This window comes from Kitasatospora sp. CMC57 (assembly GCF_045866025.2).
In the GTDB taxonomy this organism is placed as follows: Bacteria; Actinomycetota; Actinomycetes; order Streptomycetales; family Streptomycetaceae; genus Kitasatospora.
Genome location: NZ_AP035881.2, coordinates 3,189,035 through 3,212,746, shown reverse-complemented (window position 1 = coordinate 3,212,746; position 23,712 = coordinate 3,189,035). Strand labels below are relative to the sequence as shown.

Here is a 23,712-nt window from a genome sequence, read left to right as displayed (position 1 = left end):
TGGCCAGCTAGGCAGGTGCGACGCTTCCGAGGCCGGTGTCGCGGTTCCCCGAGCTCCTGATGGCCGACCGGGTGCCGAAGAGGAGGGTGCCACCCAGGCCGATGCCGCCGACCGCGCAGAGGGCGACCGCCGTCAGGGAGTGCGAGACGAGTGCTCCCGAGACGGCGTAGCCCGCTGCGTTGCCGGTCGCGAAGAGCGTGATCAGCCAGGCGAAGGCCTCGGTGACCGTTCCGGTGGGGGCCAGTTCGGCGATCAGGACGAAGGCGGCGGCCAGCAGGGGGGCCAGGCCGATCCCGGAGAGCAGCGCCAGGACGGCCATCGGCACCGGGCCGGGGAGCAGCAGCAGCGGCAGGTACGAGGCGGCCATCGACAGCGCGATCACCCAGGTGCGGGTGGCGGTGGTGCTGCGCCACTTCACCGCGCCGTAGCCGAGGGCGCCGAGCAGTCCGCCGAGTGCGGCCAGCGCGAGCAGCAGTCCGGCGCCGCCGGGGAGGCCGTCGCGGTGGGTCTCGGCGTAGGCGATGAAGAGCACGTTCTGGGCACCGACGGTCCAGCCGGCACCGGCCAGGCCGACCAGCAGCAGGACCAGGCCGGGTGACCGCAGCGGGCCGAGCAGCCCGGAGGAGGCGTGCCGGGCGGGGGCCCGCCAGGCACGGGCGGGGGCGGCGGTGGCGACCACCAGGGCGCCCGCCAGGCCGAGCCCGGCGGCCGTCCAGAGCGCGGTGACCGGCGAGAACGCGGCGGCGATTCCGGCGACCGCCAACGGCCCGGCCACGTAGAGGAGTTGCTGGGCGGCGGAGTCGAAGGCGTACGCGGTGTCGAGCTGCTCCTCGGCCACCACGGCGGGCCAGAGTGCGCGCAGGCAGGGCTCCAGCGGCGGCATCGCGAGCCCGGCGACCGCCGCGCCGAGGGGTGCGGCCCAGACCGAGCCGGGGGCGAGGGCCAGCAGCGCGTACCCGACCCCGGCGACCACGGCCGAGGCGAGCAGCACGCGCGGCTGGCCGGTCCGGTCGACGATCCGGCCGAGCACCGGGCCGCCGATCGCGGCCGCGATCGCGTACGCGGCGGTGGCCAGCCCGATCCTGCTGTACGGGGTGCCGGCCTCGCGCAGGGCGAGGGCGATCACCAGGGCGGTCATCCCGGCGGGGAGGCGGCCGAGCAGGGTGCCGAGCAGGAGACGGGTGACGTGCGGGGCGCGGAGCAGGGCGACATAGCCCATGGGGTTCGGTCTCCTGAGGGCAGGGGAGGGCGGCGGTGGGTCCAAGTTATACGTATAACCAGACCGGGTCAATCCATCCCATCCCAAACAAGTACTTTGAACATCTCAAAGGTTTGTTGCTAATCTGTCGCCCATGACCACCACAGGCACGCTTCGGCAGCACGACATGGGCCCCGCGCCCATGCGCTGCGCGTGCCTGCCCGGCGCCGTGGACAGCGGCTGTCGCCCCGTCAGCTGTATCCAGGCGGCACGTCGCCCCTGAGGCCCCCGGCGCGTTCCCGCCGTGGTCGGCCCCGTCGTGCCGCCGTCCCTCGCTCCACCCTCCCCCTCCACCTGCCTCGGAGCCGCACCACCATGTCCACAGCGCCCGCGCCCACCTTCCTCACGAAGGTCCGCAACACTCCCTTCTGGGCCCAGATCGTCGGCGGCCTGGTCCTCGGCCTCGCCTTCGGCTACCTGGCCCGGGTCCAGGACATCTCCTGGCTCGCCACCACCCTGGACACCATCGGCAAGACCTTCGTCCAGCTGCTCAAGCTGGCCGTCCCGCCGCTGGTCTTCACCGCGATCGTGATCTCGGTCGCCAACCTGCGGAACGTCACCAACGCCGCCCGGCTGGCCGGCCGCACCCTGCTCTGGTTCCTGATCACCTCGCTGATCGCGGTCGGCGTCGGCCTGGGCCTCGGCCTGCTGACCGACCCGGGCGAGGGCGCCAACCTCTCCACCCAGGGCCTCAAGGCCCCGGAGAAGCCCGGCACCTGGATCGACTTCCTGACCGGCATCATTCCGACCAACATCGCGGACGCCTTCCTCAAGGTCAACGTCCTGCAGATCGTCTTCCTCGGCATCGTGGTCGGCGCCGCGATCCTCAAGCTGGGCGCGAAGGCCGAACCGGTCCGCAAGCTCAGCGAGTCGGTCCTCGACCTCACCCAGACCGCCCTGTGGTGGGTCATCCGGCTCGCCCCGCTCGGCACCCTCGGCCTGATCGGCAAGTCCGTCGCGGTCTACGGCTGGGACCTGCTCAAGCCCTTCGCGACCCTGACCATCGACGTGTACGTCGGCTGCGCGATCGTGCTGTTCGGCGTCTACTCGCTGCTGCTGCGCTTCGTCGGCGGCCTCAACCCGGTGAACTTCTTCAAGGGCGCCTGGCCCGCGATCCAGCTCGCCTTCGTCTCCCGCTCCTCGGTCGGCACCCTCCCGGTCACCCGCCGGGTCACCGAACGCCTCGGCGTCCCGAGCGAGTACGCCTCGTTCGCCGTCCCGTTCGGCGCCACCACCAAGATGGACGGCTGCGCCGCGATCTACCCCTCGCTGGCCGCGATCTTCGTCGCCCAGGTCTACGGCATCCACCTCGGCATCGGCGACTACTTGCTGATCGCCTTCGTCTCGGTGATCGGCTCCGCCGCCACGGCCGGCCTCACCGGCGCCATCGTGATGCTCACCCTGACCCTCTCCACCCTCGGCCTGCCGCTGGAGGGCGTCGGCCTCCTGCTCGCCATCGACCCGATCCTCGACATGGTCCGCACCGCCACCAACGTGGCCGGTCAGTCGGTCGTCCCGATCCTGGTCGCGGCCCGCGAGAAGACCCTCGACCTCACCGCCTACAACAACCCCACCGGCGACCTCCTCGCCGAGGACAAGGTGCTGGCCGCCTGACCCGCCCTCACCTGATGGCCCGTTCCCCACCCGGGGAGCGGGCCATCACCCGTTGGAGTGCACCTCACCCACCGGGTCCGGCCGCGGCGGTAGCGTGGACGAGGATGAAGGAGGAGCTGATGAGCGCCGCCCCACAGGAGTACCCGTACCAGCAGGCGGATCCGGAGCTCGCGCTGAAGTACGCCATTCACCACATGAAGGGCGATCGCGCCGAGATCATCGAAGGGGTCATCGAGCAGGTGGTACCTACCTGGGGGCACGAGCGCGCGATCACCAGCATTCGGCGCCAGCTCGACCCGCGACTGATCGAGCTGGACTGCGAACCGGGCTCGGGGAACCTCGATCTCCCGGGCTCGGCGAACTGGTACATCCCTGACCTGGCGGTGGTGCCGAGCCGGCTGGTCGACGCCGGGGGTGTCCTGGTGCCGGATCAGACCCTCCTCGTGGTCGAGGTGACCTCCGAGTCCAACGGCGAGACCGACCGGGTCGTCAAGCGCCGCCGCTACGCCGAGTACGGTGCGCCGCTCTACCTGCTGGTGGACCGTCAGGAGCGGGCCTGCACCCTGTTCTGCACCCCCGGTCCGCTCGGCTACACCCTGGTCGACGGGCCGCATCCGTTCGGGACGCCCGTCCGCCTGCCGCAGCCGTTCGGTGTCGAGCTGGCCACCGACCGGTTCTAGTCGGTCCGGCGGGCCCAGCGCTGGGCGAGGACCGTGCAGACCATCAGCTGGAGCTGGTGGAAGAGCATCAGGGGGAGGACGGCCATCCCGACCGCCGAGGCGGGGAAGAGGATGGTCGCCAGCGGCAGGCCGTTGGCGAGGCTCTTCTTGGAGCCGCAGAACTGTGCGGTGATCCGGTCGGCCCGGGGGAGGCCGAGACGGCGGGCGGCGGTGCCGGTGAAGAGTAGGACGAAGGCCAGCATGGCCAGGCAGATCGCGGCCAGCCAGAGCAGCTGAGGGACCGTCACCCGGCTCCAGATGCCGTCCCGCACCCCTTCGCTGAAGGCGGTGTAGACGATCAGCAGGATCGAGCCGCGGTCGACCACGAGGGTGAGCCGGCGGTGCCGCCCGAGCCAGGGTGCGACCCGGCGGCGGAGCAGCTGGCCGAGGGCGAACGGGACGAGCAGCTGGAGCACGATGTCGAGGATCTGCGCTCCGCTGATGTGCACGCCGGCGCTGCCGGCCAGCAGCCAGGCGGCCAGCAGCGGGGTGAGCACGATGCCGACCAGGCTGGAGAAGGTGGCCGCGCAGATCGCGGCGGCGACGTTGCCCCGGGCCATCGAGGTGAAGGCGATCGAGGACTGCACGGTGGAGGAGAGCAGGGTGAGGAAGAGCACCCCGGTCGCCAACTGCGGGGCCAGCACGGCGGCGGGGAGCAGCCGGGTGGCCTCGCCGAGCAGCGGGAACAGCACGAAGGTGCTCGCCAGGATGAGCAGGTGCAGCCGCCAGTGCCGGGCACCGGCCAGCGCCTCCTGCGGGGAGAGCCGGGCGCCGTACAGGAAGAAGAGCAGGCCGACCGCGACGCTCACCGAGTCGCTCGCCACGGTGGCGGCGGTGCCCCGGGCCGGGAGCAGGGTGGCCAGGCCGACGGTGCCGAGCAGCAGGAGCAGGTAGCCGTCGATCCCGATCCGGTGCAGGCGGCGGTCGAGGGCCCGTAGCAGGTGCATGGGCCCGATCATGCCTGGCGGGAGCCGGGGACGAGGCAGGGGGCCCGCCGCGTCCGAAGACGTGGCGGGCCCCCTTGGTGTTACTCGTCGTGCTCTACCGGCGGCCGTGCGGGCCGCCGCCGGACCCGAAAGGGGTCCAGAGCGATCAGATCATCGAGGAGATGAATCAGATAGCGGTGACGTTCTCCGCCTGCGGGCCCTTCGGACCCTGGGTGACGTCGAACGAGACCGCCTGGTTCTCCTCCAGCGAGCGGAAACCGTTCGCGTTGATGGCGGAGTAGTGGACGAAGACGTCGGGGCCGCCGCCCTCCTGGGCGATGAAGCCGAAGCCCTTCTCAGCGTTGAACCACTTGACGGTTCCCTGAGCCATGCCGTTCTCCTTGCGAGGGACGTTTCGGTAACCACACCGTGTGGAACCGGTCCGCTGCGCTGATCGCCCCGCCTCCGGAAGGGTCCGGAGTTTTTCGATAACGCTGAAAAACTACGAAAAGCCCGCGGTTACATGCTCCGCAGGCTTCAAGTACTGCAAGGGGAATCAAACTGCAACTGGATGGAACGGTAGCACGCAGCGGCAGCCCCGACCAGGGGTGACCAAGGCCACTCCGCTCGTGTCCCGCGCGCGCGTGACACGGATCGTCAGGGGCCCCTGACCACCCCGGCGGTGTGAACGGGCATACGCTGCGGAGAGCGCACGAAACGGGCAGGTAGGAAGGACGCACGGTGACCGGTCAGGACGCGAGTGGCTCGGCGGCGGTAAGGCCGAGGGTGGGACACATCCAGTTCCTCAACTGTCTGCCGCTCTACTGGGGGTTGGCCAGGACCGGCAACCTGCTCGACCTCGACCTGACCAAGGACACCCCGGAGAAGCTCAGCGACCAACTGGTGGCCGGGGCCCTCGACATCGGCCCGATCACCTGCGTGGAGTACCTGCGCAACGCGGACAAACTGGTGGTGCTCCCGGACATCGCGGTCGGCAGCGACGGCCCGGTGATGTCCTGTGTGATCGTCAGCAGACTGCCGCTGGCCGAGCTGGACGGCCGTCGGGTCGCCCTCGGTTCCACCTCCCGCACCTCGGTCCGGCTGGCCCGGCTGCTGCTGGAGGAGCGGGAGGGCGTCCAGCCCGAGTACTTCACCGCCCCGCCGGACCTGGACGCGATGCTCGCCGAGGCCGACGCCGCCGTACTGATCGGCGACCCGGCCCTGCGCGCCTCGCTGGAGCAGGCCCCGGAGCAGGGCCTCGCGGTGCACGACCTCGGCGCGATGTGGAAGGAGTGGACCGGCCTCCCGTTCGTCTTCGCGGTCTGGGCGGCCCGCCGGGACTACGCCGAGCGCAGCCCCGAGACGGTGGCCGCCGTCCACCGGGCCTTCCTGGAGTCCCGCGACCTCTCGCTGGCCGAGGCCGGCCAGGTGGCCACCCAGGCCGCCCGCTGGGAGTCCTTCGACGCGCCGGTGCTGGAGCGGTACTTCAGCGAGGCGCTGGACTTCTCGCTCGGCGACCGGCAGCTCGCCGGGATCGCCGAGTTCGCCCGCCGGACCGGCCACGACAGTGGTTTCGCGCCTGACGTGACCGTCACCCTCCTCCAGCCGGCCTGAGCATCCGACACCCCCACGGAGGCGTACGGGCCCTGGCGTACGCTGGTTCGCGTCCGACGTCGGAAGAGAGAGAAGGCCAGCAAGGTGTCCGAGCAGAACCTGTCCGCCAGTGACCTGCAGGCCGTCCTCGACCGTGCGGCCGCCGGCGGCCGGATCACCCCGGAGGAGGCGCTGGAGCTCTACCGCTCCGCGCCGCTGCACGCGCTCGGCTCCGCCGCGGACGCCGTACGCCGCCGCCGCTACGCGGGCACCGAGCACATCGCGACGTACATCATCGAACGGAACATCAACTACACCAACGTCTGTGTGACGGCCTGCAAGTTCTGCGCCTTCTACGTGGCGCCGAAGAGCGACAAGGGCTGGTCGCGCGACCTGGACGAGATCCTCCGGCGTTGTGCCGAGACGGTCGAACTGGGCGGCACCCAGGTGATGTTCCAGGGCGGTCACCACCCGGACTACGGCGTCGAGTACTACGAGACCGCGTTCGCCGCGATCAAGGGCTCGTTCCCCGAGCTGGTGATCCACTCGCTCGGTGCCTCCGAGGTCGAGCACATGGCCAGGCTCTCCAAGGTCTCCGTCGAGGAGGCCATCACCCGCATCCACCGGGCGGGCCTGGACTCCTTCGCGGGCGCCGGTGCCGAGCTGCTGCCGGAGCGGCCGCGCAAGGCGATCGCGCCGCTCAAGGAGTCCGGCGAGCGCTGGCTGGAGATCATGGAGACGGCGCACGGCCTGGGCGTCGAGTCGACCTCCACCATGCTGATGGGCACCGGCGAGACCAACGCGGAGCGGATCGAGCACCTGCGGATGATCCGCGAGGTGCAGGACCGTACGGGCGGCTTCCGGGCCTTCATCCCGTACACCTACCAGCCGCAGAACAACCACCTGAAGGGCTCGACCCAGGCCACGGTCTTCGAGTACCTGCGGATGATCGCGATCGCCCGGCTGTTCCTCGACAACATCGCGCACATCCAGGGTTCCTGGCTCACCACAGGCAAGGAGGCGGGCCAGCTCTCGCTGCACTACGGGGCGGACGACCTCGGCTCGGTGATGCTGGAGGAGAACGTGGTCTCGATGGCCGGTGCCAAGCACCGCTCCAACCTGACCGAGCTGATCCACCTGATCCGGGCAGCCGACCGCACCCCGGCCCAGCGCTCCACCACCTACCAGCACCTGCGGGTGCTGGACGACCCGGCCAACGACCCGGTCGACCCCCGGGTGGCCTCGCACATCGCCTCGACCGCGCTCGAGGGCGGCACCGCGCACCCCGAGCTGAAGATCCTCTCCACCACCTGAGACCCGCCGATGCTCACGCTGCACCGGGCCATCGCCCTGGTCGCCGACCCCACCGCCCCGTCGATCCCCGACGGGGCGGTGCTGGTGGACGGCGCGGTGGTGGCGGCGATCGGCCCGTACGCCGCGCTGGCGGACCGTGGGGCCCGGGTCCGGGAGTGGGACGGGCTGCTGACGCCGGGTCTGCTCAACCCGTACGGGCAGTGGCTGCTGGAGAGCGCCTACCACCCGGACCCCCGGGAGGAGCTCGGCACCGAGCCGCTGTCGACCGCCGTCCCCGAGGAACGCCGCGGCGGCAGCGCCCGGCTCGGCCTGCAACGCCTGCTCGGCCACGGGGTGACCGCGGTGGCGGGCCCCTTCACCCTGCCCGCCGTACGTACGGCGGTGACCCGCTCCGGCCTGACCGCCGTGCCCGGCACCGGCGCCGCCGGCGGCCTCGACCCGCTCGCGGGCGCCACGCTGGCCTCGGTCGTGCACCGACCGCTGACCGTCGGCGGGCCGGCCGACTTCGCGGTGTTCGCCGCCACGTCGGTGGCCGAGCTGGAACGGACCGGCGCGGGCCGCTGCCTGGCCACCGTGCTGGGCGGTCGGCTGCTGTACCGCCGTCGCTGACCGGCGCCGTCTGGTGACCCGTCAGGACCGGCCCGGTCCGGCCCGCTCCGTACGAACTGATTGATGGTCGCCGTGACCTGAGGGGTCGCCAGCGGTTACGATCCCGGTCAGCCCTCCGTACTGCGGACGGGTGCTCTCCCACCCGGGTCCTCCCCAGCCCGGTCCGGCAAGCCGACAGGAACCATGCGATCCGCGACCGCTCCCCGCCCGCGCAACGCGCGCCTCGGTCGAGGCTGGTACCTCGCGGCCGTGCTCAGCGCGGTGCTCGCGCTCGGCATGTGCCTGCTCGGCTGGCGCCAGGCAGACCAGGCCGACCGGATCGGCGCCGACCCCGTCCGGGTCCAGGGCACCATCACCCAACTTCCGGCGGGCAGCGCGACCTACAGCTCCATCAGCTACCGGGCCGAAGGCCGCCCGCTCACCGCCACCGACCTCTGGCTGCCCGAGAACGCCAGGACCGGTGACCCGATCTGCCTGGAGTACGCCGCCGCCGACCCCGGCGCGGTCCGGGTCTGCGGCAACCGCTACCCGCAGCCCGCGGGCGTCGGCCTGGCCCGTACCAGCGTCCCCATCGCCCTGATCCTGTTCGCCCTCTGCGCCGCCCGGATCTGGCGCCACCACCGCGCCCGCACTCCTGTCGCCCGGGCCCGCACCACCGTCGTCTTCGCCACCGAGGCCCTCGGCAACGACATGCCCGCCATCACCCACGGCAAGCGCTCCCGCCGTCGCAAGCCCGGCCGCCGGGCCCGCCGCTAGGTCCGGTCCGGGTGGTGGGCGCTCGGCGCCTGCCCGCGGCTCCGGAGGCTCGTTTCCCCCGAGCGTCTGCCGGAAGTCCCCGTGGTGGAGAATGAGCCCGTGACCCGAGCCTCCCTGGACAAGCAGCCGCACGAAGTCGCCGCGATGTTCGACGACGTCGCCGCCAAGTACGACCGTACGAACGACGTGCTCTCCCTCGGACAGGCGCGCGCCTGGCGCCGTGCGGTGGCCGAGGCGGTGGCCGCCCAGCCGGGCCAGACCGTGCTCGACCTGGGCGCCGGTACCGGCACGTCCTCGCTGCCGTTCGTGGAGGCGGGCGCCGACGTCGTCCCGTGCGACTTCTCGCTCGGCATGCTGAGCGAGGGCAAGCTCCGCCACCCCGAACTGGCCCTGACGGCGGGCGACGCGACCAAGCTGCCGTTCGCGGACGACAGTTTCGACGCCGTGACCATCTCCTTCGCGCTGCGCAACGTGCAGGACACCGACGCCGCGCTGCGCGAGCTGTACCGGGTCACCAAGCCCGGCGGCCGGGTGGTCATCTGTGAGTTCTCCACCCCGACCTGGACGCCGTTCCGCACGGTCTACACCGAGTACCTGATGCGCGCGCTGCCCCCGGTCGCCACCGCCGTCAGCAGCAACCCGGACGCCTACGTCTACCTCGCCGAGTCCATCCGCTCCTGGCCCGACCAGCCCGCGCTGGCCGCCCGGCTCCAGCAGGCCGCCTGGTCCAAGGTCGCCTGGCGCAACCTCACCGGCGGCATCGTCGCGCTGCACCGGGGCTTCAAGGCCTAGGGCCGCGCCCTGGTTAGACTCGTCCAAGCCAGCCGACTGACGTAGTAGGAGTGTGCCCAGCCGTGTCCGAGCCCGCAGTTGACCTGAGCAGCGAGACCGTGGAGAGCACCGCCGACGTCATCGTGGTCGGTGCCGGACCGGCCGGTTCCACCACCGCGTACTACCTGGCCCAGGCAGGTCTGGACGTCATCCTGCTGGAGAAGACCGAGTTCCCGCGCGAGAAGGTCTGCGGCGACGGCCTGACCCCGCGTGCCACCAAGCAGTTGGTGGACATGGGCATCGACGTGTCCACCTCGAACGGCTGGCTGCACAACAAGGGTCTGCGGATCATCGGCGGCGGCGTCCGGCTGGAGCTGGACTGGCCCGAGCTGTCCGCGTTCCCGGACTACGGACTGGTCCGCAAGCGCGCGGACTTCGACGAACTACTGGCCCGTCAGGCGCAGAAGGCCGGCGCCCGGCTGTACGAGCGCGCCAACGTCACCGGCCCGGTGCTGGACGACCGGACCGGCCGGATCGTCGGGGTCACCGCCAAGTTGGGCGAGGAGAAGCGTCCGGTCACCTTCCGCGCCCCCTTGGTGGTCGCCGCCGACGGCAACTCCACCCGGCTCTCGCTCGCGATGGGCCTGCACCGCCGCGAGGACCGCCCGATGGGCGTCGCGTACCGGACGTACTTCAACTCCCCGCGCCACGACGACGACTACCTCGAGTCCTGGCTGGAGCTCTGGGACACCCGGGGCGGCGACCGCAAGTTGCTGCCCGGCTACGGCTGGATCTTCGGAATGGGCGACGGCACCTCCAATGTCGGTCTCGGCATCCTCAACTCCTCGCCCGCGTTCGGTGAGTTGGACTGGCGCGAGGTGCTCAAGGCCTGGTGCGCCTCGATGCCCGCCGAGTGGGGCTACACGCCCGAGAACATGACCGACCCGATCCGGGGCGCCGCGCTGCCGATGGCGTTCAACCGGCAGCCGCACTACACCCGGGGCCTGCTGCTGGTCGGCGACGCGGCCGGCATGGTCAACCCGTTCAACGGCGAGGGCATCGCCTACGCGATGGAATCCGGACAGCTGGCGGCGGGCGTCATCGTCCAGGCCCACGCCCGGATCACCGACGCGGGCCGCGAGCGCGCCCTGGCGGCGTACCCGCGCGTCCTCAAGGACGTCTACGGCGGCTACTACACGCTCGGCCGCGGCTTCGTGAAGCTGATCGGCAACCCCAAGGTGATGCAGCTCGCCACCCAGCGCGGCCTGACCCACCCGGTGCTGATGAAGTTCGTCCTCAAGATGCTCGCCAACCTCACCGACCCGCAGGGCGGCGACGCGATGGACCGCATCATCAACGGTCTGTCCAAGGTGGCGCCGAACGCCTGACCTGTCCGTACGGGCCCGTTCCGGTGTACCGGGGCGGGCCCGACGCGTTTCCCGGGGCGGCTCCGCCGCGTACCCGGGGTGAGCCGCGTCACACGCCCGGCCTCCGGTGTCACACTCCGACCGTCGTTCCGCTCAAAGGATGTGACGCGAAGGAGAGACCCGATGCCCGAACCCACACCGGCCGAGGACGTCACCACCGAGGTGTTCGTCGCCCACCGCGAGCTGCTGTTCTCGGTGGTCTACGGGATGCTCGGCCTGGTCGCCGAGGACGTCCTGCAGGAGACCTGGTCGGCCTGGGCCGCCCGGGCCGGGGCGGTGGACGGGGAGGCGATCGAGAGCCCGCGGGCGTACCTGGTGCGGATCGCGGTGAACAAGGCGCTGGCCCGGCAGGACGCGGTCCGGCGGCGGCGGGAGACGTACGTCGGGCCGTGGCTGCCGGAGCCCTTGGCTCGCCCACCTCAGCTGACACCCCCTCGGAAGGAGCCCGCGATGAAGCTCACCATCCTGGCCCCGACCGGTGCCACCGGCCGCCACCTGCTCACCCAGGCCCTGGCGGCGGGCCACCAGGTCACCGCCGTGGTCCGCAACCCCGCCAAGCTGGCGGATCCGTCCGTCCGGACCGTCACCGCCGACCTCTCGCACCCCGACCCGGAGGCGCTCGCCGCCGCGGTCGAGGAGGCCGACGCGGTGCTCTCCGCCCTGGGCGCCACCTCCAGTTCCGAGCCCGGAGTGGCCTGGCGCGGCACCGAGGCGATCGTCGCCGCGATGCGCGACACGGCGTCCGCCGGATGGTCGCCCTCAGTGCCGCCCCGATCGGCGCCGTCGCCTCACCGGCCCGCCCCAACCCGCCGAAGCACGACCCGGGCGACACCTTCCTGATGCGTCACGTCGGCGCCCCGCTGACCCGGTTCTTCCTCCGCGAGCACTACGCCGACCTGGCCCGGATGGAGGACGTCCTCCGCGCCGCCACCGCCCTCGACCGCAACCCCCCGGCGGCAACAGCGCCTCCCGCGCGGACGTGGCCCACTGCATGCTCACCACCCTGACCCGCCCGGACACCATCGGCCACACCCTGGGCGTGGCGTGCTAGATAGATCAGGGCCGCTGCTGGGAGCGCTGGTCGACGTGAGCCATGCGTTCGGTGAACACGGTCCGGGCGTCCGGGGTGAGGGTACGGAGGGCGACCAGGGCGGCGAAGACCACGTCACAGAGTTCGTGTTGGACGTCGGTCCAGGTGTGGGTGGTGCCCTTGCGGGGGTTCTGGCCGGTGGCGCCGATGACGGCCTGGGCGACCTCGCCCGCTTCTTCGGTGACCTTGAGGATGCGGAGCAACTTCTCCTCGCCTGCCGGGAGTTGACTCGCCGTGTCGAGCCAGTCGACCAGGCGGTCGAGGGTGTCCCAGGTGGTGGCGTCCATGGCGGTGCTCCCGTGCGGTGGTGGGTGGTCGGCCGGCACCACCGTACGGGAGCGGAGGTGTGGCGGTCAGCGCTTGCTGATCTTGACGTCCTTGAAGGTGGGGACGAGGTTCGGGTAGCCGTCGCCGGGGTTGTTCTGGGAGTCCGAGCCGGCTGCGGCGATCTTCTGTAGCACGTCCAGACCGGCGGTGACCTGGCCGAACGGGGTGTAGGCGGGGGAGAGCTTGGTGTCCTTCCAGACGAAGAAGAACTGGCTGCCGTTGGTGTTCGGCCCGGCGTTGGCCATCGCCACGGTCCCGGCCGGGTAGGTGGCGCCGGTCAGGTTCTCGTCCGGGAAGGAGTAGCCGGGGCCGCCGCTGCCGGTGCCGGTCGGGTCGCCGCACTGGAGCACGAAGATCCGCTCGGTGGTGAGCCGGTGGCAGTGGCTCCTGTCGAAGTAGTCGTGCTCGGCCAGGAAGCGGAACGAGAAGGTGGTGCACGGAGCTTGGCTGGTCAGCGCCTTGAAGGTGATGGCCCCCTGGGTCGTCTTCAGCGTGGCGCTGTACGGCTGCGCGGCCTTCTTGGCGTCGAAGACCGGGATGCCCTTGAAGTTGTCGGCCGGCACCGCGGGCGTGTAGGTGCAGGTCACCGTCGCCACGGGGGCGGCGTCGGCGACACCCACCGAGGTGGTCAGCAGGAGCGGCACAGTGGTGGCGGCGGTCAGTAACGCCCAGTGTTTGCGCAGCACTTGGGGTGCCTCCGAAGGATAGATTGACATGGACCAATCATCCATGCCCAGCCGTCCGGTCGCCATACACGATGTCAGGTCGCAGGTCGCAGGTCGCAGCTCGCAGCTCGCAGCTCGCGGATCTCCGGCCGCGGCAGGCGGAGACCACCGTCCGTAGGCCGGAAAGGTGTTGATCAGGAGGGCGCCGGTGGGCGACGATGGCGCGCCACCATCTCCGTCCGAAGACGTGCGGGTCAGGTACCCCGTCCGGAGGAGATTCCCAGATGCGCGCTGCCCGAGCTCAGACCATCCGTGACCTGCCGGTGCTCGGGGTCGCCGTGGTGTGGGGTTCTAGCTTTCTGGCGGTCAAGAACGTGGCCACGCCGGACAGTGTGGTGGCCATGCTGGTGCTCCGGTTCGGGCTGGTGCTGCCGCTGTTGGCGCTCTTCACCTGGCGGGCGCTGGCCCGGCTCAGGCCCAGGGAATGGCTCGGCGGCGTGGCACTCGGAGGTGTGCTCGGCGGGATCTTCCTGCTGGAGACGTACGGTGCGGTGCTCACCAAGGTGACCAACGCCGGACTGATCATCAGCCTGACCATGGTCTTCACGCCGCTCGCCGAGAGTACGCTGCGCCGCACCGCGTTGCCCCGGGCGGTGCTGGCCGCTGCAGGCCTCTCGGTGCTCGGGGTCGCCCTGCTCGGGCTCAAGGCCCCGACCGGCGGTGATCTGCTGATGCTCGGCGCGGCGGTGGTCCGGACGTTGCACGTACTGACCATGGCCCGCCTCAAGGCGATCGAGGGGACCGACTCCGGCGCCCTGACCTGGGTCCAACTCGCCACCGCCACTGCCGTCTTCGCTGTCGTGGCGTCGTTCACCGGCTCGTCCCCGCTCGCCCTCGCGGCCTCGTACGGTCCGGCCGACTGGGCGCTGCTGCTGCACCTCTCGCTGCTCTGCACGCTGTTCGCCTTCCTGGTGCAGATGTGGGCCGTCCGGGCCACCTCCCCGTCCCGGGTCTCCCTGCTGCTCGGCACCGAACCGCTCTGGGCCGCCGTCTTCGGCATCACCCTGGCCGGTGATCACCTCGGCCCGCTCGCCCTGCTCGGCGCCCTCCTGGTGCTGGCCGGCACCGAGTGGGGCCGCCGCACGGCCGCCCCGGCTCCGGAGTCGGCCCTTGGATGACGACGGGTCAGCGCGAACCGGCCCTGGAGCGGCGGTAGTAGTCCACGGGGCATGGTGAAGACCCACCTGGCCAACCTTTGGCGGAAGCTCGGCGTCCGGAACCGGGTCGGCATCGCCGCCCGGGTGTGGGGCGAGCGGCGCTGACGAGCCGCGTTCGTGCGCTTGTGAACGAAAGGTCAAGCGCGCGTTCGGAGGCCGCCACCCGGTCGGGTGAGATCCACTATCACGTCGAACCGGCTCCTCGAAATTTGCCCGGGGGCGTTCCCATTGATATGGGCAGAACGCTCTGACCAGTCGGTTCACAGCAGAATGCGACGGTTCGTGAGCACTTGCCTGCACTGTGTTGATTGAAGGTGACTCCGGCGCCTTGATGGTGCTTTGTGAGGTGGCGTAGATCACAAAGATCATCCAGAACTGCGTGTCGCAGATCACAAGCAGACGGGCATAGGATGCGCTCGTTCCAGCCCTTGTGAACTGCCTCACATGAGGTCGATCTCACGGACTGGATCACGGGTCAACCACAGCGTGACCCGTCAGTTCCGATCTGCAGTCAAGGACGACTGGACGGAGGGAGCGGGGGCTCATGAATGCCTACGCGCCGATCCTCGTACTCGGTGCCATCGCGGCGGCGTTCGCGGTCGGCTCCGTCGTGATGGCCTCACTGACCGGCCCGAAGCGGTACAACCGGGCCAAGTTGGAGGCGTACGAGTGCGGTATCGAACCGACCCCGCAGCCCGTGGGCGGCGGCCGGTTCCCGATCAAGTACTACCTCACGGCGATGCTCTTCATCGTCTTCGACATCGAGATCGTCTTCCTCTACCCCTGGGCGGTCAGTTTCGACTCCCTGGGGATCTTCGGGTTGGTCGAGATGCTGCTGTTCATGGTCACCGTCTTCGTCGCCTACGCCTACGTCTGGCGTCGCGGCGGTCTGGAGTGGGACTGAGCAGTGCGCAGCCCCTTGTGAACGCAAGGGCGAACCACCGGACTTGGAGAAGGCAGAGAGGGATCTGATGGGAATCGAGGAGAAGCTGCCGAGCGGCTTTCTGCTCACCAGCGTCGAGACCGCGGCGGGGTGGGTGCGCAAGGCGTCGCTGTTCCCCGCCACGTTCGGGCTGGCCTGCTGCGCGATCGAGATGATGACCACCGGAGCGGGCCGCTACGACCTGGCCCGGTTCGGCATGGAGGTCTTCCGGGGGTCGCCCCGGCAGGCCGACCTGATGATCGTGGCCGGCCGGGTGAGCCAGAAGATGGCTCCGGTGCTGCGCCAGGTGTACGACCAGATGGCCAACCCGAAGTGGGTCATCTCGATGGGCGTCTGCGCCTCGTCGGGCGGGATGTTCAACAACTACGCGATCGTGCAGGGAGTGGACCACATCGTCCCGGTCGACATCTACCTCCCGGGCTGTCCGCCGCGGCCGGAGATGCTGATGGACGCGATCCTCAAGCTGCACGAGAAGATCCAGCACGAGCCGCTGGGCGTGAACCGGCGCCGCGCCGAGGAGTTGGCCGAGGAACTGGCCCTGGAGGCCACCCCGACCAGCGAGATGCGGGGGCTGCTGCGATGACCGAGCAGACACCCGTCCCCGGCACCCGCCGGGAGTTGGCGGTCGAGGTGGTCGGCAAGCGCCAGGGCATGTTCGGCGCCCAGGGCACCGGCGACACCTCCGGCTTCGGCGGCCTGGCCACCCCGATCGCGCTGCCGCCCGCCAGCAGCCGCCCGTACGGCCACGGCTTCGACGAGGTCGCGGACGAGTTCGAGGGCGCGCTGGAGGAGCAGGGGATCGACCCGGCCGAGGTGATCGAGAAGACCGTGGTGGACCGCGGCGAGCTCACCTTCCACATCGCCCGCGAGCACCTGCTCAGGGCGGTTCGGACCCTCCGCGACGACCCGGCCCTGCGCTACGAACTCTGCCTCGGCGTCAACGGGGTGCACTACCCCGGCGACACCGGGCGCGAGCTGCACGCGGTCTACCCGCTGCGCTCGATCACCCACAACCGGCTGCTCCGGGTGGAGGTCACCGCGCCGGACGCCGACCCGCGGATCCCGTCCGTGGTCAGCGTCTACCCGACCAACGACTGGCACGAGCGCGAGACCTTCGACTTCTTCGGCCTGGTCTTCGAGGGCCACCCGGCGCTCACCCGGATCATGATGCCGGACGACTGGACCGGCCACCCGCAGCGCAAGGACTACCCGCTCGGTGGCATCCCCGTCGAGTACAAGGGCGCCCAGATCCCGGCGCCCGACCAGCGGAGGTCGTACAGCTGATATGGCTACTCAAAGCGAACCACGGGCTCAGTACGAAGAAGCCAGGGACACGACCGAGGGCCGCGTCTTCACCGTCACCGGTGGCGACTGGGGCGAGGTCGTGGAGGCCGTCGGCCGGGCCGACGACGAGCGGATCATCGTCAACATGGGTCCGCAACACCCGTCCACCCACGGTGTGTTGCGGCTGATCCTGGAGATCGACGGCGAGACCGTGACCGAAGCCAGGTGCGGAATCGGTTATCTGCACACCGGCATCGAGAAGAACATGGAGTACCGCAACTGGGTCCAGGGCACCACGTTCGTCACGCGGATGGACTACCTGACCCCGATGTTCAACGAGACCGCGTACTGCCTCGCGGTCGAGAAGCTGCTCGGGATCACCGACCAGATCCCGGACCGGGCCAGCGTGATCCGGGTGCTGATGATGGAGCTCAACCGGATCTCCTCGCACCTGGTCTGCCTGGCCACCGGCGGGATGGAGATCGGCTCCACGACGCTGATGATCTACGGCTTCCGGGACCGCGAACTGATCCTGGACGTCTTCGAGTTGGTCACCGGCCTGCGGATGAACCACGCATACGTCCGCCCCGGCGGGCTGGCCCAGGACCTGCCGCCCGGCGCGGTGGACCAGATCCGCGAGGCCGTGAAGACGCTCCGCTCGCGGATGCACGAGTACGACAAGCTGGCCACCGGCAACCCGATCTTCAAGGCCCGGCTGGTCGACGTCGGCTTCCTGGACCTGGCGGGCTGCCTGGCGCTCGGCGCCACCGGGCCGATCCTGCGGGCCACCGGTCTGCCGCACGACCTGCGCAAGAGCGACCCGTACTGCGGGTACGAGAACTACGAGTTCGAGGTGGCGACCGCCGACAGCGCGGACTCCTACGGGCGGTTCCTGATCCGCCTTGAGGAGATGCACCAGTCGCTGCGGATCGTCGAGCAGTGCCTGGACCGGCTGAAGCCGGGCCCGGTGATGGTTGCGGACAAGAAGATCGCCTGGCCTGCCCAGCTCTCCGTCGGCCCCGACGGGATGGGCAACTCGCTGGACCACATCCGGAAGATCATGGGCACCTCCATGGAGGCCCTGATCCACCACTTCAAGCTGGTCACCGAGGGCTTCCGGGTCCCGGTCGGCCAGGCGTACACGGCGGTCGAGTCGCCCAAGGGCGAGCTCGGGGTGCACGTGGTGAGCGACGGCGGTACCCGGCCCTACCGGGTGCACTTCCGCGACCCCTCGTTCACCAACCTGCAGTCGATGGCGGCGATGTGCGAGGGCGGCCAGGTCGCCGACGTGATCGTCGCGGTGGCCGGGATCGACCCGGTGATGGGAGGGGTGGACCGGTGAGTGACGTCCAACTGGGGATGCCGGCGCTGCCGGCGAAGCCGTACCCGGCCGAGGTGCACGCCCGACTGGCCGAGGACGCCAAGGAGTTGATCGGCCGCTACCCGGTGGCCCGGTCCGCTCTGCTGCCGCTGCTGCACCTGGTGCAGGCCGAGGAGGGCTGCGTCACGCCGACCGGCATCCGGTTCTGCGCGGAGCAGTTGGAGCTGACCACGGCCGAGGTGACGGCGGTCGCGACCTTCTACACCATGTACCGCAGGAAGCCCGCCGGGAAGTACCACGTAGGCGTCTGCACCAACACGCTCTGCGCGGTGCTCGGCGGCGACCAGATCCTCGACGAGCTCAAGCGGCACCTGGGCATCGAGAACAACGAGACCACCGCCGACGGCGAGATCTCGATCGAGCACATCGAGTGCAACGCGGCCTGCGACTACGCCCCCGTGGTGATGGTCAACTGGGAGTTCTTCGACAACCAGACCCCGGACAGCGCCCGGCAGTTGGTGGACGACCTGCGGGCCGGTCACGACCCGAGGCCGACCCGGGGTGCCCGGCTCTGCTCCTTCAAGGAGACGTCCCGGATCCTGGCCGGCTTCCCGGACGAGCGCCCCGGCGCGGTGGACGCCTCCGGAGCGGGCGGCGCGCCGTCGCTGGCCGGGCTCCGGCTGGCCAGGGGCGAGGCACTGCCCGGCACCCCGGGCGCCAAGGTCGTGGCCCCCCGGCACGAAGGGACGGAAGCGTGATGACCTCCGCAGAGCCGGCCGAGAAGCTGCTCTCGCCCGTGCTGTCCGCCTCCTGGGACGACGACCGTCCCTGGACGCTGGAGACCTACCTCCGCCACGACGGCTACCGAGGCCTGCGCAACGCGCTCGCGATGGCGCCGGACGACCTGATCGCGCTGGTCAAGGACTCCGGTCTGCGCGGCCGTGGCGGGGCCGGCTTCCCGACCGGCATGAAGTGGCAGTTCATCCCCCAGAACGACGGCAAGCCGCACTACCTGGTGGTGAACGCCGACGAGTCCGAGCCGGGCACCTGCAAGGACATCCCGCTGCTGTTCGCCAACCCGCACTCGCTGATCGAGGGCATGATCATCGCCTCGTACGCGATCCGCTGCGACCACGCCTTCATCTACCTGCGCGGTGAGGTTGTCCCGGTGCTGCGGCGCCTGCACGCGGCGGTGGCCGAGGCGTACGAGGCCGGGTACCTCGGCAAGAACATCCTCGGCTCCGGGATCGACCTGGACATCACCGTGCACGCGGGCGCCGGGGCGTACATCTGCGGCGAGGAGACCGCGCTGCTGGACTCGCTGGAGGGCCGTCGCGGCCAACCGCGACTGCGGCCGCCGTTCCCGGCCATCGCCGGTCTGTACGCCTGCCCGACGGTGGTCAACAACGTCGAGTCGATCGCCTCCGTGCCGCCGATCCTGGCCAGGGGCAACGAGTGGTTCAAGTCGCTGGGCACCGAGAAGTCGCCCGGCTTCACGCTCTACTCGCTCTCCGGACACGTCACCAACCCTGGCCAGTACGAGGCCCCGCTCGGCATCACGCTCCGTCAGCTGCTGGACGTCACCGGGGGAGTGCGGGCCGGGCACCGGCTGAAGTTCTGGACCCCGGGCGGCTCCTCGACCCCGATGTTCACGGACGAGCACCTGGACGTGCCGCTGGACTACGAGGGCGTCGGCGCGGCCGGGTCGATGCTGGGCACCAAGGCGCTGCAGATCTTCGACGAGACCACCTGCGTGGTCCGCGCGGTCACCCGGTGGACCGAGTTCTACGCCCACGAGTCCTGCGGCAAGTGCACCCCGTGCCGCGAAGGCACGTACTGGCTGGTGCAGTTGCTCAAGCGGATCGAGGCCGGTCAGGGCGTCCCGGGCGACCTGGAGAAGCTGCTCGACATCGCCGACAACATCAACGGCAAGTCGTTCTGCGCGCTCGGCGACGGTGCGGCCAGCCCGATCGTCTCCTCGCTCCAGCACTTCAGGGCCGAGTACGAGCAGCACCTGAGCGAGCGGCGCTGCCCGTTCGACCCGGCGGCCTCCACCGTCTGGGCCGACCGCCGCGCCCACGAGTCCACCACCGAGAGGGAGGTGCACGCATGACCGTGACCGAGCCGCAGACCAGCACCGACCTGGTCACGCTCACCATCGACGGGGTCGAGGTCAGTGTGCCCAAGGGCACCCTGGTGATCCGCGCCGCCGAGCAGATCGGCACCCAGATCCCCCGGTTCTGCGACCACCCGCTGCTCGCCCCGGCCGGGGCCTGCCGCCAGTGCATCGTGGAGGTGGAGGGTCAGCGCAAGCCGGTCGCCTCCTGCACCATCCCGGTCACCGAGGGCATGGTGGTCCGTACGCAGCTCAGCTCGCCGGTGGCCGAGAAGGCCCAGCGCGGCGTGATGGAGCTGCTGCTGATCAACCACCCGCTGGACTGCCCGGTCTGCGACAAGGGCGGCGAGTGCCCGCTGCAGAACCAGGCGATGTCCACCGGGGACACCGACTCCCGCTTCGACGGCATGAAGCGGACCTACGCCAAGCCCGTCCCGATCAGCAGTCAGGTACTGCTCGACCGCGAGCGGTGCGTGCTCTGTGCCCGCTGCACCCGCTTCTCCCAGGAGATCGCAGGTGACCCGTTCATCGAGCTGCTGGAGCGCGGTGCGTTGCAGCAGGTCGGCACCGGTGAGGGCGACGACTTCGAGTCGTACTTCTCCGGCAACACCATCCAGATCTGCCCGGTCGGCGCGCTCACCTCGGCCGCGTACCGGTTCCGCGCCCGGCCGTTCGACCTGGTCTCCTCACCGAGCGTCTGCGAGCACTGCTCCGCGGGCTGCGCCCAGCGCACCGACCACCGGCGCGGCAAGGTGCTCCGCCGACTGGCCGGCGAGGACCCGGCGGTGAACGAGGAGTGGAACTGCGACAAGGGCCGGTTCGCCTTCCGCTACGGCCAGCAGCGCGACCGGCTGACGAGCCCCATGGTGCGCAAGGACGGTGAGCTGGTCGCCGTCTCCTGGCAGGAGGCGCTGGCCACCGCCGCGGCCGGTCTGACCGGCGCCAGGGCGGCCGTGCTGGCCGGAGGCCGGGTGACGGTCGAGGACGCGTACGGTTACGGCAAGTTCGCCCGGGTCGCGCTCCGCACCAACGACGTGGACTTCCGGGCCCGCCCGCTGAGCGGCGAGGAGGCCGACTTCCTGGCCGCCGCGGTCGCCGGTCGCGGCGTCGACCTGGACGGTACCGGCCTCTCCTACCAGGCACTCGAGGCCGCACCGGCCGCGCTGCTGGTCGGCTTCGAGCCCGAGGAGGAGTCGCCGATCGTCTTCCTGCGGCTGCGCAAGGCCAACCGGGCCGCCGGGCTCCAGGTCTTCTCGGTGGCGAGCCACCGCAGCCGGGGCCTGGCCAAGCTGCGCGGCGCGCTGCTGCCCGCCGCGCCCGGCACCGAGGCCGAGTGGCTGACCGCCCTCGCGGACGACACGGCGCTCGGCGACGACGCCGGGCGCGCGGGTCAACTGCTGCGGCAGGCAGGTGCGGTGATCCTGGTCGGCGAACGGCTGGCCACCGTCCCCGGTGGGCTGACCGCCGCGCTGCGGCTGGCCGCCGCGACCGGGGCCGAGCTGGCCTGGGTGCCGCGCCGGGCCGGTGAGCGCGGCGCCGTCGAGGCGGGCGCGCTGCCCGGTCTGCTGCCCGGCGGCCGTCCGGTCTCCGCCGCCGAGGCGCGCGGCGAGGCCGGCGCGATCTGGGGCGGCGCCGAACTCCCGTCCCGGAGCGGACGGGACACCGACCAGATCCTGGCCGCCGCCGCCCACGGCGACCTGGACGCGCTGGTGATCGGCGGCCTGGGTCTGGACGACCTGGCCGACCCGGCGCTGGCCGACGAGGCGCTGGCCCGGATCCGGTTCGTGGTCTCGCTGGAGATCCGCCCGTCCGCGGTGACCGAACGCGCCGACGTGGTGCTGCCGGTGGCCGCCGTGGCGGAGAAGACCGGCACCTTCCTGGACTGGGAGGGCCGGGTCCGGATGTTCGAGACCGCGATCAAGCCCGACCAGCAGATGGGCCGTCACCTGCACTCGGACGTTCGGGTGCTGAGCATGCTGGCGGACGCGCTGGACCGGCCGATCGACCTGCCCGACGTCCGGGCCGCCCGGCTGGAGCTGGACCGGTTCGCCCCCTGGACGGGGGACCGTCCGGCGGCGCCGAGTGCCACCACCGTCCCGCTGCCCCGCCCGGCCGCCGGCCAGGCGGTGCTCGGCGGCCACCGGCTGCTGCTGGACCAGGGCACGCTGCAGATCGGCGACGAGCACCTGGCCGGCACCCGGCACCCGGCGGTGGCCCGGATCTCGCCCGCAACCGCCGCCGAGATCGGCGCGACCACGGCGCTCCGGGTCACCGGACCGGCCGGCTCGCTCGTCCTGCCGCTGGAGCTGAACTCCGAGCAGCCCGACCGCACCGTCTGGCTGCCGCTCAACTCCACGCCGGGCGGCGCCCACCGCGCCCTCGGCACCACCACCGGCCACCTGGTGACCATCGCCCCGGCGGAGGAGTCATGACACTCGCTGCTTCCGACACCCTGAGCTTCTTCGGGCACGACCCGTGGTGGCTGGTGCTGATCAAGGCGGTCTTCGTCTTCGCCTTCCTGGTCGGCACGGTGCTGATCGCGATCGTCTGGGAGCGCAAGGTCGTCGCCTGGATGCAGCTGCGGATCGGCCCGAACCGGCACGGACCCTGGGGCATGCTGCAGTCGCTGGCCGACGGCATCAAGCTGGCGCTGAAGGAAGACCTGGTGGTCACCGGGGCCGACAAGGTGGTCTACGTGCTGGCCCCGATCGTCGCCGCGATCCCGGCCTTCATGGCCTTCGCGGTGATCCCGCTCGGCCCGGCGGGCAACGAGATCTCGATCTTCGGCACCCGGACCCCGATGCAGCTCACCGACCTGCCGATCGCCCTGCTGTACATCCTGGCGGTGGCCTCGGTCGGCATCTACGGGATCGTGCTGGCGGGCTGGTCCTCCGGCTCGACCTACCCGCTGCTCGGCGGGCTGCGCTCCTCGGCGCAGATGATCAGCTACGAGATCGCGATGGGCCTGTCCTTCGCGGCGGTCTTCATCTACTCGGGCTCGATGTCCACCTCGGAGATCGTCGCCTCCCAGCAGCCGACCTGGTTCGCGGTGCTGCTGCCGGTCTCGTTCATCATCTACGTCATCGCGATGGTGGGTGAGACCAACCGGGCGCCGTTCGACCTCCCGGAGGCCGAGGGCGAGCTGGTCGGCGGCTTCAACACCGAGTACTCCTCGCTGAAGTTCGCGATGTTCATGCTGGCCGAGTACGTCAACATGGTCACCGTCTCGGCGGTGGCGTCGACCCTCTTCCTGGGCGGCTGGCGGGCCCCGTACCCGATCTCCACCTTCTGGGCGGGCGCCAACCACGGCTGGTGGCCGCTGCTCTGGATCACCATCAAGATCCAGCTGCTGCTGTTCTTCTTCATCTGGCTGCGCGGCACCCTGCCCCGGCTCAGGTACGACCAGTTCATGAAGCTGGGCTGGAAGGTGCTGCTCCCGGTCTCGCTGGTCTGGCTGGTGATGGTGGCCACCGTCCGCGCGCTGCGGAACGAGGGCTACCAGTTCGGCCAGGTGGTGCTGTACGTCGGGGCGCCGATCGTGGTGATCCTGCTGGCCTTCCTGATCCGGGATCTGGTCAAGCCCAAGGAGAAGGACGAACTCCCCGCCGAACAGGCCGAGTTCGACCCGACGGCGGACGGCTACCCGGTGCCTCCGCTGCCCGGCCAGAGCCTCCCGCCGGTCCCGCGCCGGCCCAGCCGGGCCCCGAAACTCCAGGACGCCCTGAACGGCGCCCACCACTCCTCGTCGGAAGGGAGCTGACC

The 23,712-nt window shown here is 70.8% G+C and carries 24 protein-coding genes; 19 read left to right on the top strand and 5 right to left on the bottom strand.

The genetic code is table 11. The features are described from left to right. Positions 1-7: 7 nt before the first annotated feature. Positions 8-1,219: an MFS transporter gene (locus ACKUU6_RS14130; protein ID WP_407988874.1), complete on the bottom strand. Its 1,212-nt coding sequence runs from the start codon at positions 1,217-1,219 to the stop codon at positions 8-10. Between the two features lie 354 nt (positions 1,220-1,573). Between ACKUU6_RS14130 and ACKUU6_RS14125 the strand changes: the two genes are divergently transcribed. Both ACKUU6_RS14125 and ACKUU6_RS14120 read left to right on the top strand, forming a co-directional pair. Next, positions 1,574-2,872, top strand: coding sequence for a dicarboxylate/amino acid:cation symporter (locus tag ACKUU6_RS14125; protein ID WP_407988873.1), 1,299 nt, complete (start codon positions 1,574-1,576; stop codon positions 2,870-2,872). 119 nt (positions 2,873-2,991) lie between these two features. Further along, on the top strand, positions 2,992-3,552 hold the full coding sequence (locus ACKUU6_RS14120) for a Uma2 family endonuclease (protein ID WP_407988872.1): 561 nt from the start codon (positions 2,992-2,994) through the stop codon (positions 3,550-3,552). On the opposite strand, the gene ACKUU6_RS14115 is transcribed toward ACKUU6_RS14120, so the two are convergent. Next, positions 3,549-4,538 (bottom strand): bile acid:sodium symporter family protein, encoded by a 990-nt coding sequence (locus ACKUU6_RS14115; protein ID WP_407988871.1) that lies wholly within the window; start codon positions 4,536-4,538, stop codon positions 3,549-3,551. The two genes, ACKUU6_RS14120 and ACKUU6_RS14115, sit on opposite strands and share 4 nt — an antisense overlap. A 166-nt stretch (positions 4,539-4,704) precedes the next feature. Beyond that, positions 4,705-4,908 carry a cold-shock protein gene (locus ACKUU6_RS14110; RefSeq protein ID WP_057227626.1) on the bottom strand — a complete coding sequence of 68 codons (204 nt, stop codon included), beginning with the start codon at positions 4,906-4,908 and terminating at the stop codon, positions 4,705-4,707. 350 nt (positions 4,909-5,258) lie between these two features. Between ACKUU6_RS14110 and ACKUU6_RS14105 the strand changes: the two genes are divergently transcribed. From ACKUU6_RS14105 to ACKUU6_RS14070, 8 genes are all read left to right on the top strand, one after another. Beyond that, on the top strand, positions 5,259-6,131 hold the full coding sequence (locus ACKUU6_RS14105) for a menaquinone biosynthetic enzyme MqnA/MqnD family protein (protein WP_407988870.1): 873 nt from the start codon (positions 5,259-5,261) through the stop codon (positions 6,129-6,131). A gap of 84 nt (positions 6,132-6,215) precedes the next feature. Then, the gene (gene mqnC / locus ACKUU6_RS14100) at positions 6,216-7,424 is read left to right on the top strand and encodes a cyclic dehypoxanthinyl futalosine synthase (RefSeq protein WP_407988868.1); all 1,209 of its coding nucleotides are present in this window, start codon (positions 6,216-6,218) and stop codon (positions 7,422-7,424) included. Positions 7,425-7,433: 9 nt separating this feature from the next. After that, the gene (locus ACKUU6_RS14095; protein WP_407988867.1) at positions 7,434-8,033 is read left to right on the top strand and encodes a hypothetical protein; all 600 of its coding nucleotides are present in this window, start codon (positions 7,434-7,436) and stop codon (positions 8,031-8,033) included. Positions 8,034-8,216: 183 nt separating this feature from the next. Next, positions 8,217-8,789 (top strand): hypothetical protein, encoded by a 573-nt coding sequence (locus ACKUU6_RS14090; protein WP_407988866.1) that lies wholly within the window; start codon positions 8,217-8,219, stop codon positions 8,787-8,789. Positions 8,790-8,888: 99 nt separating this feature from the next. Further along, entirely contained in the window at positions 8,889-9,581 is a 693-nt protein-coding gene (locus ACKUU6_RS14085) for a demethylmenaquinone methyltransferase (RefSeq protein WP_407988865.1), read from the top strand. Between the two features lie 83 nt (positions 9,582-9,664). Next, complete coding sequence (locus ACKUU6_RS14080) at positions 9,665-10,948, top strand: geranylgeranyl reductase family protein (RefSeq protein WP_407992125.1); 1,284 nt, start codon at positions 9,665-9,667, stop codon at positions 10,946-10,948. A gap of 162 nt (positions 10,949-11,110) precedes the next feature. Further along, positions 11,111-11,827: an NAD(P)H-binding protein gene (locus ACKUU6_RS14075; RefSeq protein ID WP_407988864.1), complete on the top strand. Its 717-nt coding sequence runs from the start codon at positions 11,111-11,113 to the stop codon at positions 11,825-11,827. Next, entirely contained in the window at positions 11,827-11,994 is a 168-nt protein-coding gene (locus tag ACKUU6_RS14070) for a hypothetical protein (RefSeq protein ID WP_407988863.1), read from the top strand. The genes ACKUU6_RS14075 and ACKUU6_RS14070 overlap by 1 nt, the downstream gene beginning before the upstream one ends. Before the next feature lie 49 nt (positions 11,995-12,043). Here ACKUU6_RS14070 and ACKUU6_RS14065 read toward each other — a convergent pair whose 3' ends face one another. Together ACKUU6_RS14065 and ACKUU6_RS14060 are read right to left on the bottom strand one after the other, a co-directional pair. Continuing rightward, the gene (locus tag ACKUU6_RS14065; protein ID WP_407988862.1) at positions 12,044-12,364 is read right to left on the bottom strand and encodes a MazG-like family protein; all 321 of its coding nucleotides are present in this window, start codon (positions 12,362-12,364) and stop codon (positions 12,044-12,046) included. Between the two features lie 66 nt (positions 12,365-12,430). Then, positions 12,431-13,120: a peptidylprolyl isomerase gene (locus ACKUU6_RS14060; protein WP_407988861.1), complete on the bottom strand. Its 690-nt coding sequence runs from the start codon at positions 13,118-13,120 to the stop codon at positions 12,431-12,433. Between the two features lie 233 nt (positions 13,121-13,353). Here ACKUU6_RS14060 and ACKUU6_RS14055 point away from each other — a divergent pair, with 233 nt between their 5' ends. The 9 genes from ACKUU6_RS14055 to nuoH all read left to right on the top strand — a co-directional run bounded on the left by ACKUU6_RS14055 (position 13,354) and on the right by nuoH (position 23,710). Beyond that, on the top strand, positions 13,354-14,247 hold the full coding sequence (locus tag ACKUU6_RS14055) for a DMT family transporter (RefSeq protein ID WP_407988860.1): 894 nt from the start codon (positions 13,354-13,356) through the stop codon (positions 14,245-14,247). A gap of 583 nt (positions 14,248-14,830) precedes the next feature. After that, on the top strand, positions 14,831-15,190 hold the full coding sequence (locus tag ACKUU6_RS14050; protein ID WP_407988859.1) for an NADH-quinone oxidoreductase subunit A: 360 nt from the start codon (positions 14,831-14,833) through the stop codon (positions 15,188-15,190). 67 nt (positions 15,191-15,257) lie between these two features. Next, positions 15,258-15,812 (top strand): NuoB/complex I 20 kDa subunit family protein, encoded by a 555-nt coding sequence (locus ACKUU6_RS14045; RefSeq protein ID WP_184915313.1) that lies wholly within the window; start codon positions 15,258-15,260, stop codon positions 15,810-15,812. Further along, entirely contained in the window at positions 15,809-16,513 is a 705-nt protein-coding gene (locus ACKUU6_RS14040) for an NADH-quinone oxidoreductase subunit C (protein ID WP_407988858.1), read from the top strand. The genes ACKUU6_RS14045 and ACKUU6_RS14040 overlap by 4 nt, the downstream gene beginning before the upstream one ends. A gap of 1 nt (position 16,514) precedes the next feature. Continuing rightward, positions 16,515-17,855, top strand: coding sequence for an NADH-quinone oxidoreductase subunit D (locus ACKUU6_RS14035; protein ID WP_407988857.1), 1,341 nt, complete (start codon positions 16,515-16,517; stop codon positions 17,853-17,855). Next, positions 17,852-18,592 carry an NADH-quinone oxidoreductase subunit NuoE gene (gene nuoE, locus ACKUU6_RS14030; protein ID WP_407988856.1) on the top strand — a complete coding sequence of 247 codons (741 nt, stop codon included), beginning with the start codon at positions 17,852-17,854 and terminating at the stop codon, positions 18,590-18,592. The genes ACKUU6_RS14035 and nuoE overlap by 4 nt, the downstream gene beginning before the upstream one ends. After that, positions 18,592-19,947 carry an NADH-quinone oxidoreductase subunit NuoF gene (gene nuoF, locus ACKUU6_RS14025; RefSeq protein WP_407988855.1) on the top strand — a complete coding sequence of 452 codons (1,356 nt, stop codon included), beginning with the start codon at positions 18,592-18,594 and terminating at the stop codon, positions 19,945-19,947. Before nuoE ends, nuoF begins: the two co-directional genes overlap by 1 nt. Next, the gene (locus ACKUU6_RS14020; RefSeq protein ID WP_407988854.1) at positions 19,944-22,382 is read left to right on the top strand and encodes an NADH-quinone oxidoreductase subunit G; all 2,439 of its coding nucleotides are present in this window, start codon (positions 19,944-19,946) and stop codon (positions 22,380-22,382) included. The genes nuoF and ACKUU6_RS14020 overlap by 4 nt, the downstream gene beginning before the upstream one ends. After that, positions 22,379-23,710, top strand: a complete 1,332-nt coding sequence (nuoH, locus tag ACKUU6_RS14015) for an NADH-quinone oxidoreductase subunit NuoH (RefSeq protein ID WP_407988853.1) — start codon at positions 22,379-22,381, stop codon at positions 23,708-23,710. The genes ACKUU6_RS14020 and nuoH overlap by 4 nt, the downstream gene beginning before the upstream one ends. Positions 23,711-23,712: the final 2 nt, after the last annotated feature.

Excerpts from the sequence above, each read along its gene's own strand:
- ACKUU6_RS14130 (WP_407988874.1), bottom strand. The coding sequence starts at position 1,219 with ATGGGCTATGTCGCCCTGCTCCGCGCCCCGCACGTCACCCGTCTCCTG.
- ACKUU6_RS14125 (WP_407988873.1), top strand. The coding sequence starts at position 1,574 with ATGTCCACAGCGCCCGCGCCCACCTTCCTCACGAAGGTCCGCAACACT.
- ACKUU6_RS14120 (WP_407988872.1), top strand. The coding sequence starts at position 2,992 with ATGAGCGCCGCCCCACAGGAGTACCCGTACCAGCAGGCGGATCCGGAG.
- ACKUU6_RS14115 (WP_407988871.1), bottom strand. The coding sequence starts at position 4,538 with ATGCACCTGCTACGGGCCCTCGACCGCCGCCTGCACCGGATCGGGATC.
- ACKUU6_RS14110 (WP_057227626.1), bottom strand. The coding sequence starts at position 4,908 with ATGGCTCAGGGAACCGTCAAGTGGTTCAACGCTGAGAAGGGCTTCGGC.
- ACKUU6_RS14095 (WP_407988867.1), top strand. The coding sequence starts at position 7,434 with ATGCTCACGCTGCACCGGGCCATCGCCCTGGTCGCCGACCCCACCGCC.
- ACKUU6_RS14090 (WP_407988866.1), top strand. The coding sequence starts at position 8,217 with ATGCGATCCGCGACCGCTCCCCGCCCGCGCAACGCGCGCCTCGGTCGA.
- ACKUU6_RS14075 (WP_407988864.1), top strand. The coding sequence starts at position 11,111 with ATGCCCGAACCCACACCGGCCGAGGACGTCACCACCGAGGTGTTCGTC.
- ACKUU6_RS14070 (WP_407988863.1), top strand. The coding sequence starts at position 11,827 with ATGCGTCACGTCGGCGCCCCGCTGACCCGGTTCTTCCTCCGCGAGCAC.
- ACKUU6_RS14065 (WP_407988862.1), bottom strand. The coding sequence starts at position 12,364 with ATGGACGCCACCACCTGGGACACCCTCGACCGCCTGGTCGACTGGCTC.
- ACKUU6_RS14060 (WP_407988861.1), bottom strand. The coding sequence starts at position 13,120 with ATGTCAATCTATCCTTCGGAGGCACCCCAAGTGCTGCGCAAACACTGG.
- ACKUU6_RS14055 (WP_407988860.1), top strand. The coding sequence starts at position 13,354 with ATGCGCGCTGCCCGAGCTCAGACCATCCGTGACCTGCCGGTGCTCGGG.
- ACKUU6_RS14050 (WP_407988859.1), top strand. The coding sequence starts at position 14,831 with ATGAATGCCTACGCGCCGATCCTCGTACTCGGTGCCATCGCGGCGGCG.
- ACKUU6_RS14045 (WP_184915313.1), top strand. The coding sequence starts at position 15,258 with ATGGGAATCGAGGAGAAGCTGCCGAGCGGCTTTCTGCTCACCAGCGTC.
- ACKUU6_RS14040 (WP_407988858.1), top strand. The coding sequence starts at position 15,809 with ATGACCGAGCAGACACCCGTCCCCGGCACCCGCCGGGAGTTGGCGGTC.
- ACKUU6_RS14035 (WP_407988857.1), top strand. The coding sequence starts at position 16,515 with ATGGCTACTCAAAGCGAACCACGGGCTCAGTACGAAGAAGCCAGGGAC.
- nuoF (WP_407988855.1), top strand. The coding sequence starts at position 18,592 with ATGACCTCCGCAGAGCCGGCCGAGAAGCTGCTCTCGCCCGTGCTGTCC.
- ACKUU6_RS14020 (WP_407988854.1), top strand. The coding sequence starts at position 19,944 with ATGACCGTGACCGAGCCGCAGACCAGCACCGACCTGGTCACGCTCACC.
- nuoH (WP_407988853.1), top strand. The coding sequence starts at position 22,379 with ATGACACTCGCTGCTTCCGACACCCTGAGCTTCTTCGGGCACGACCCG.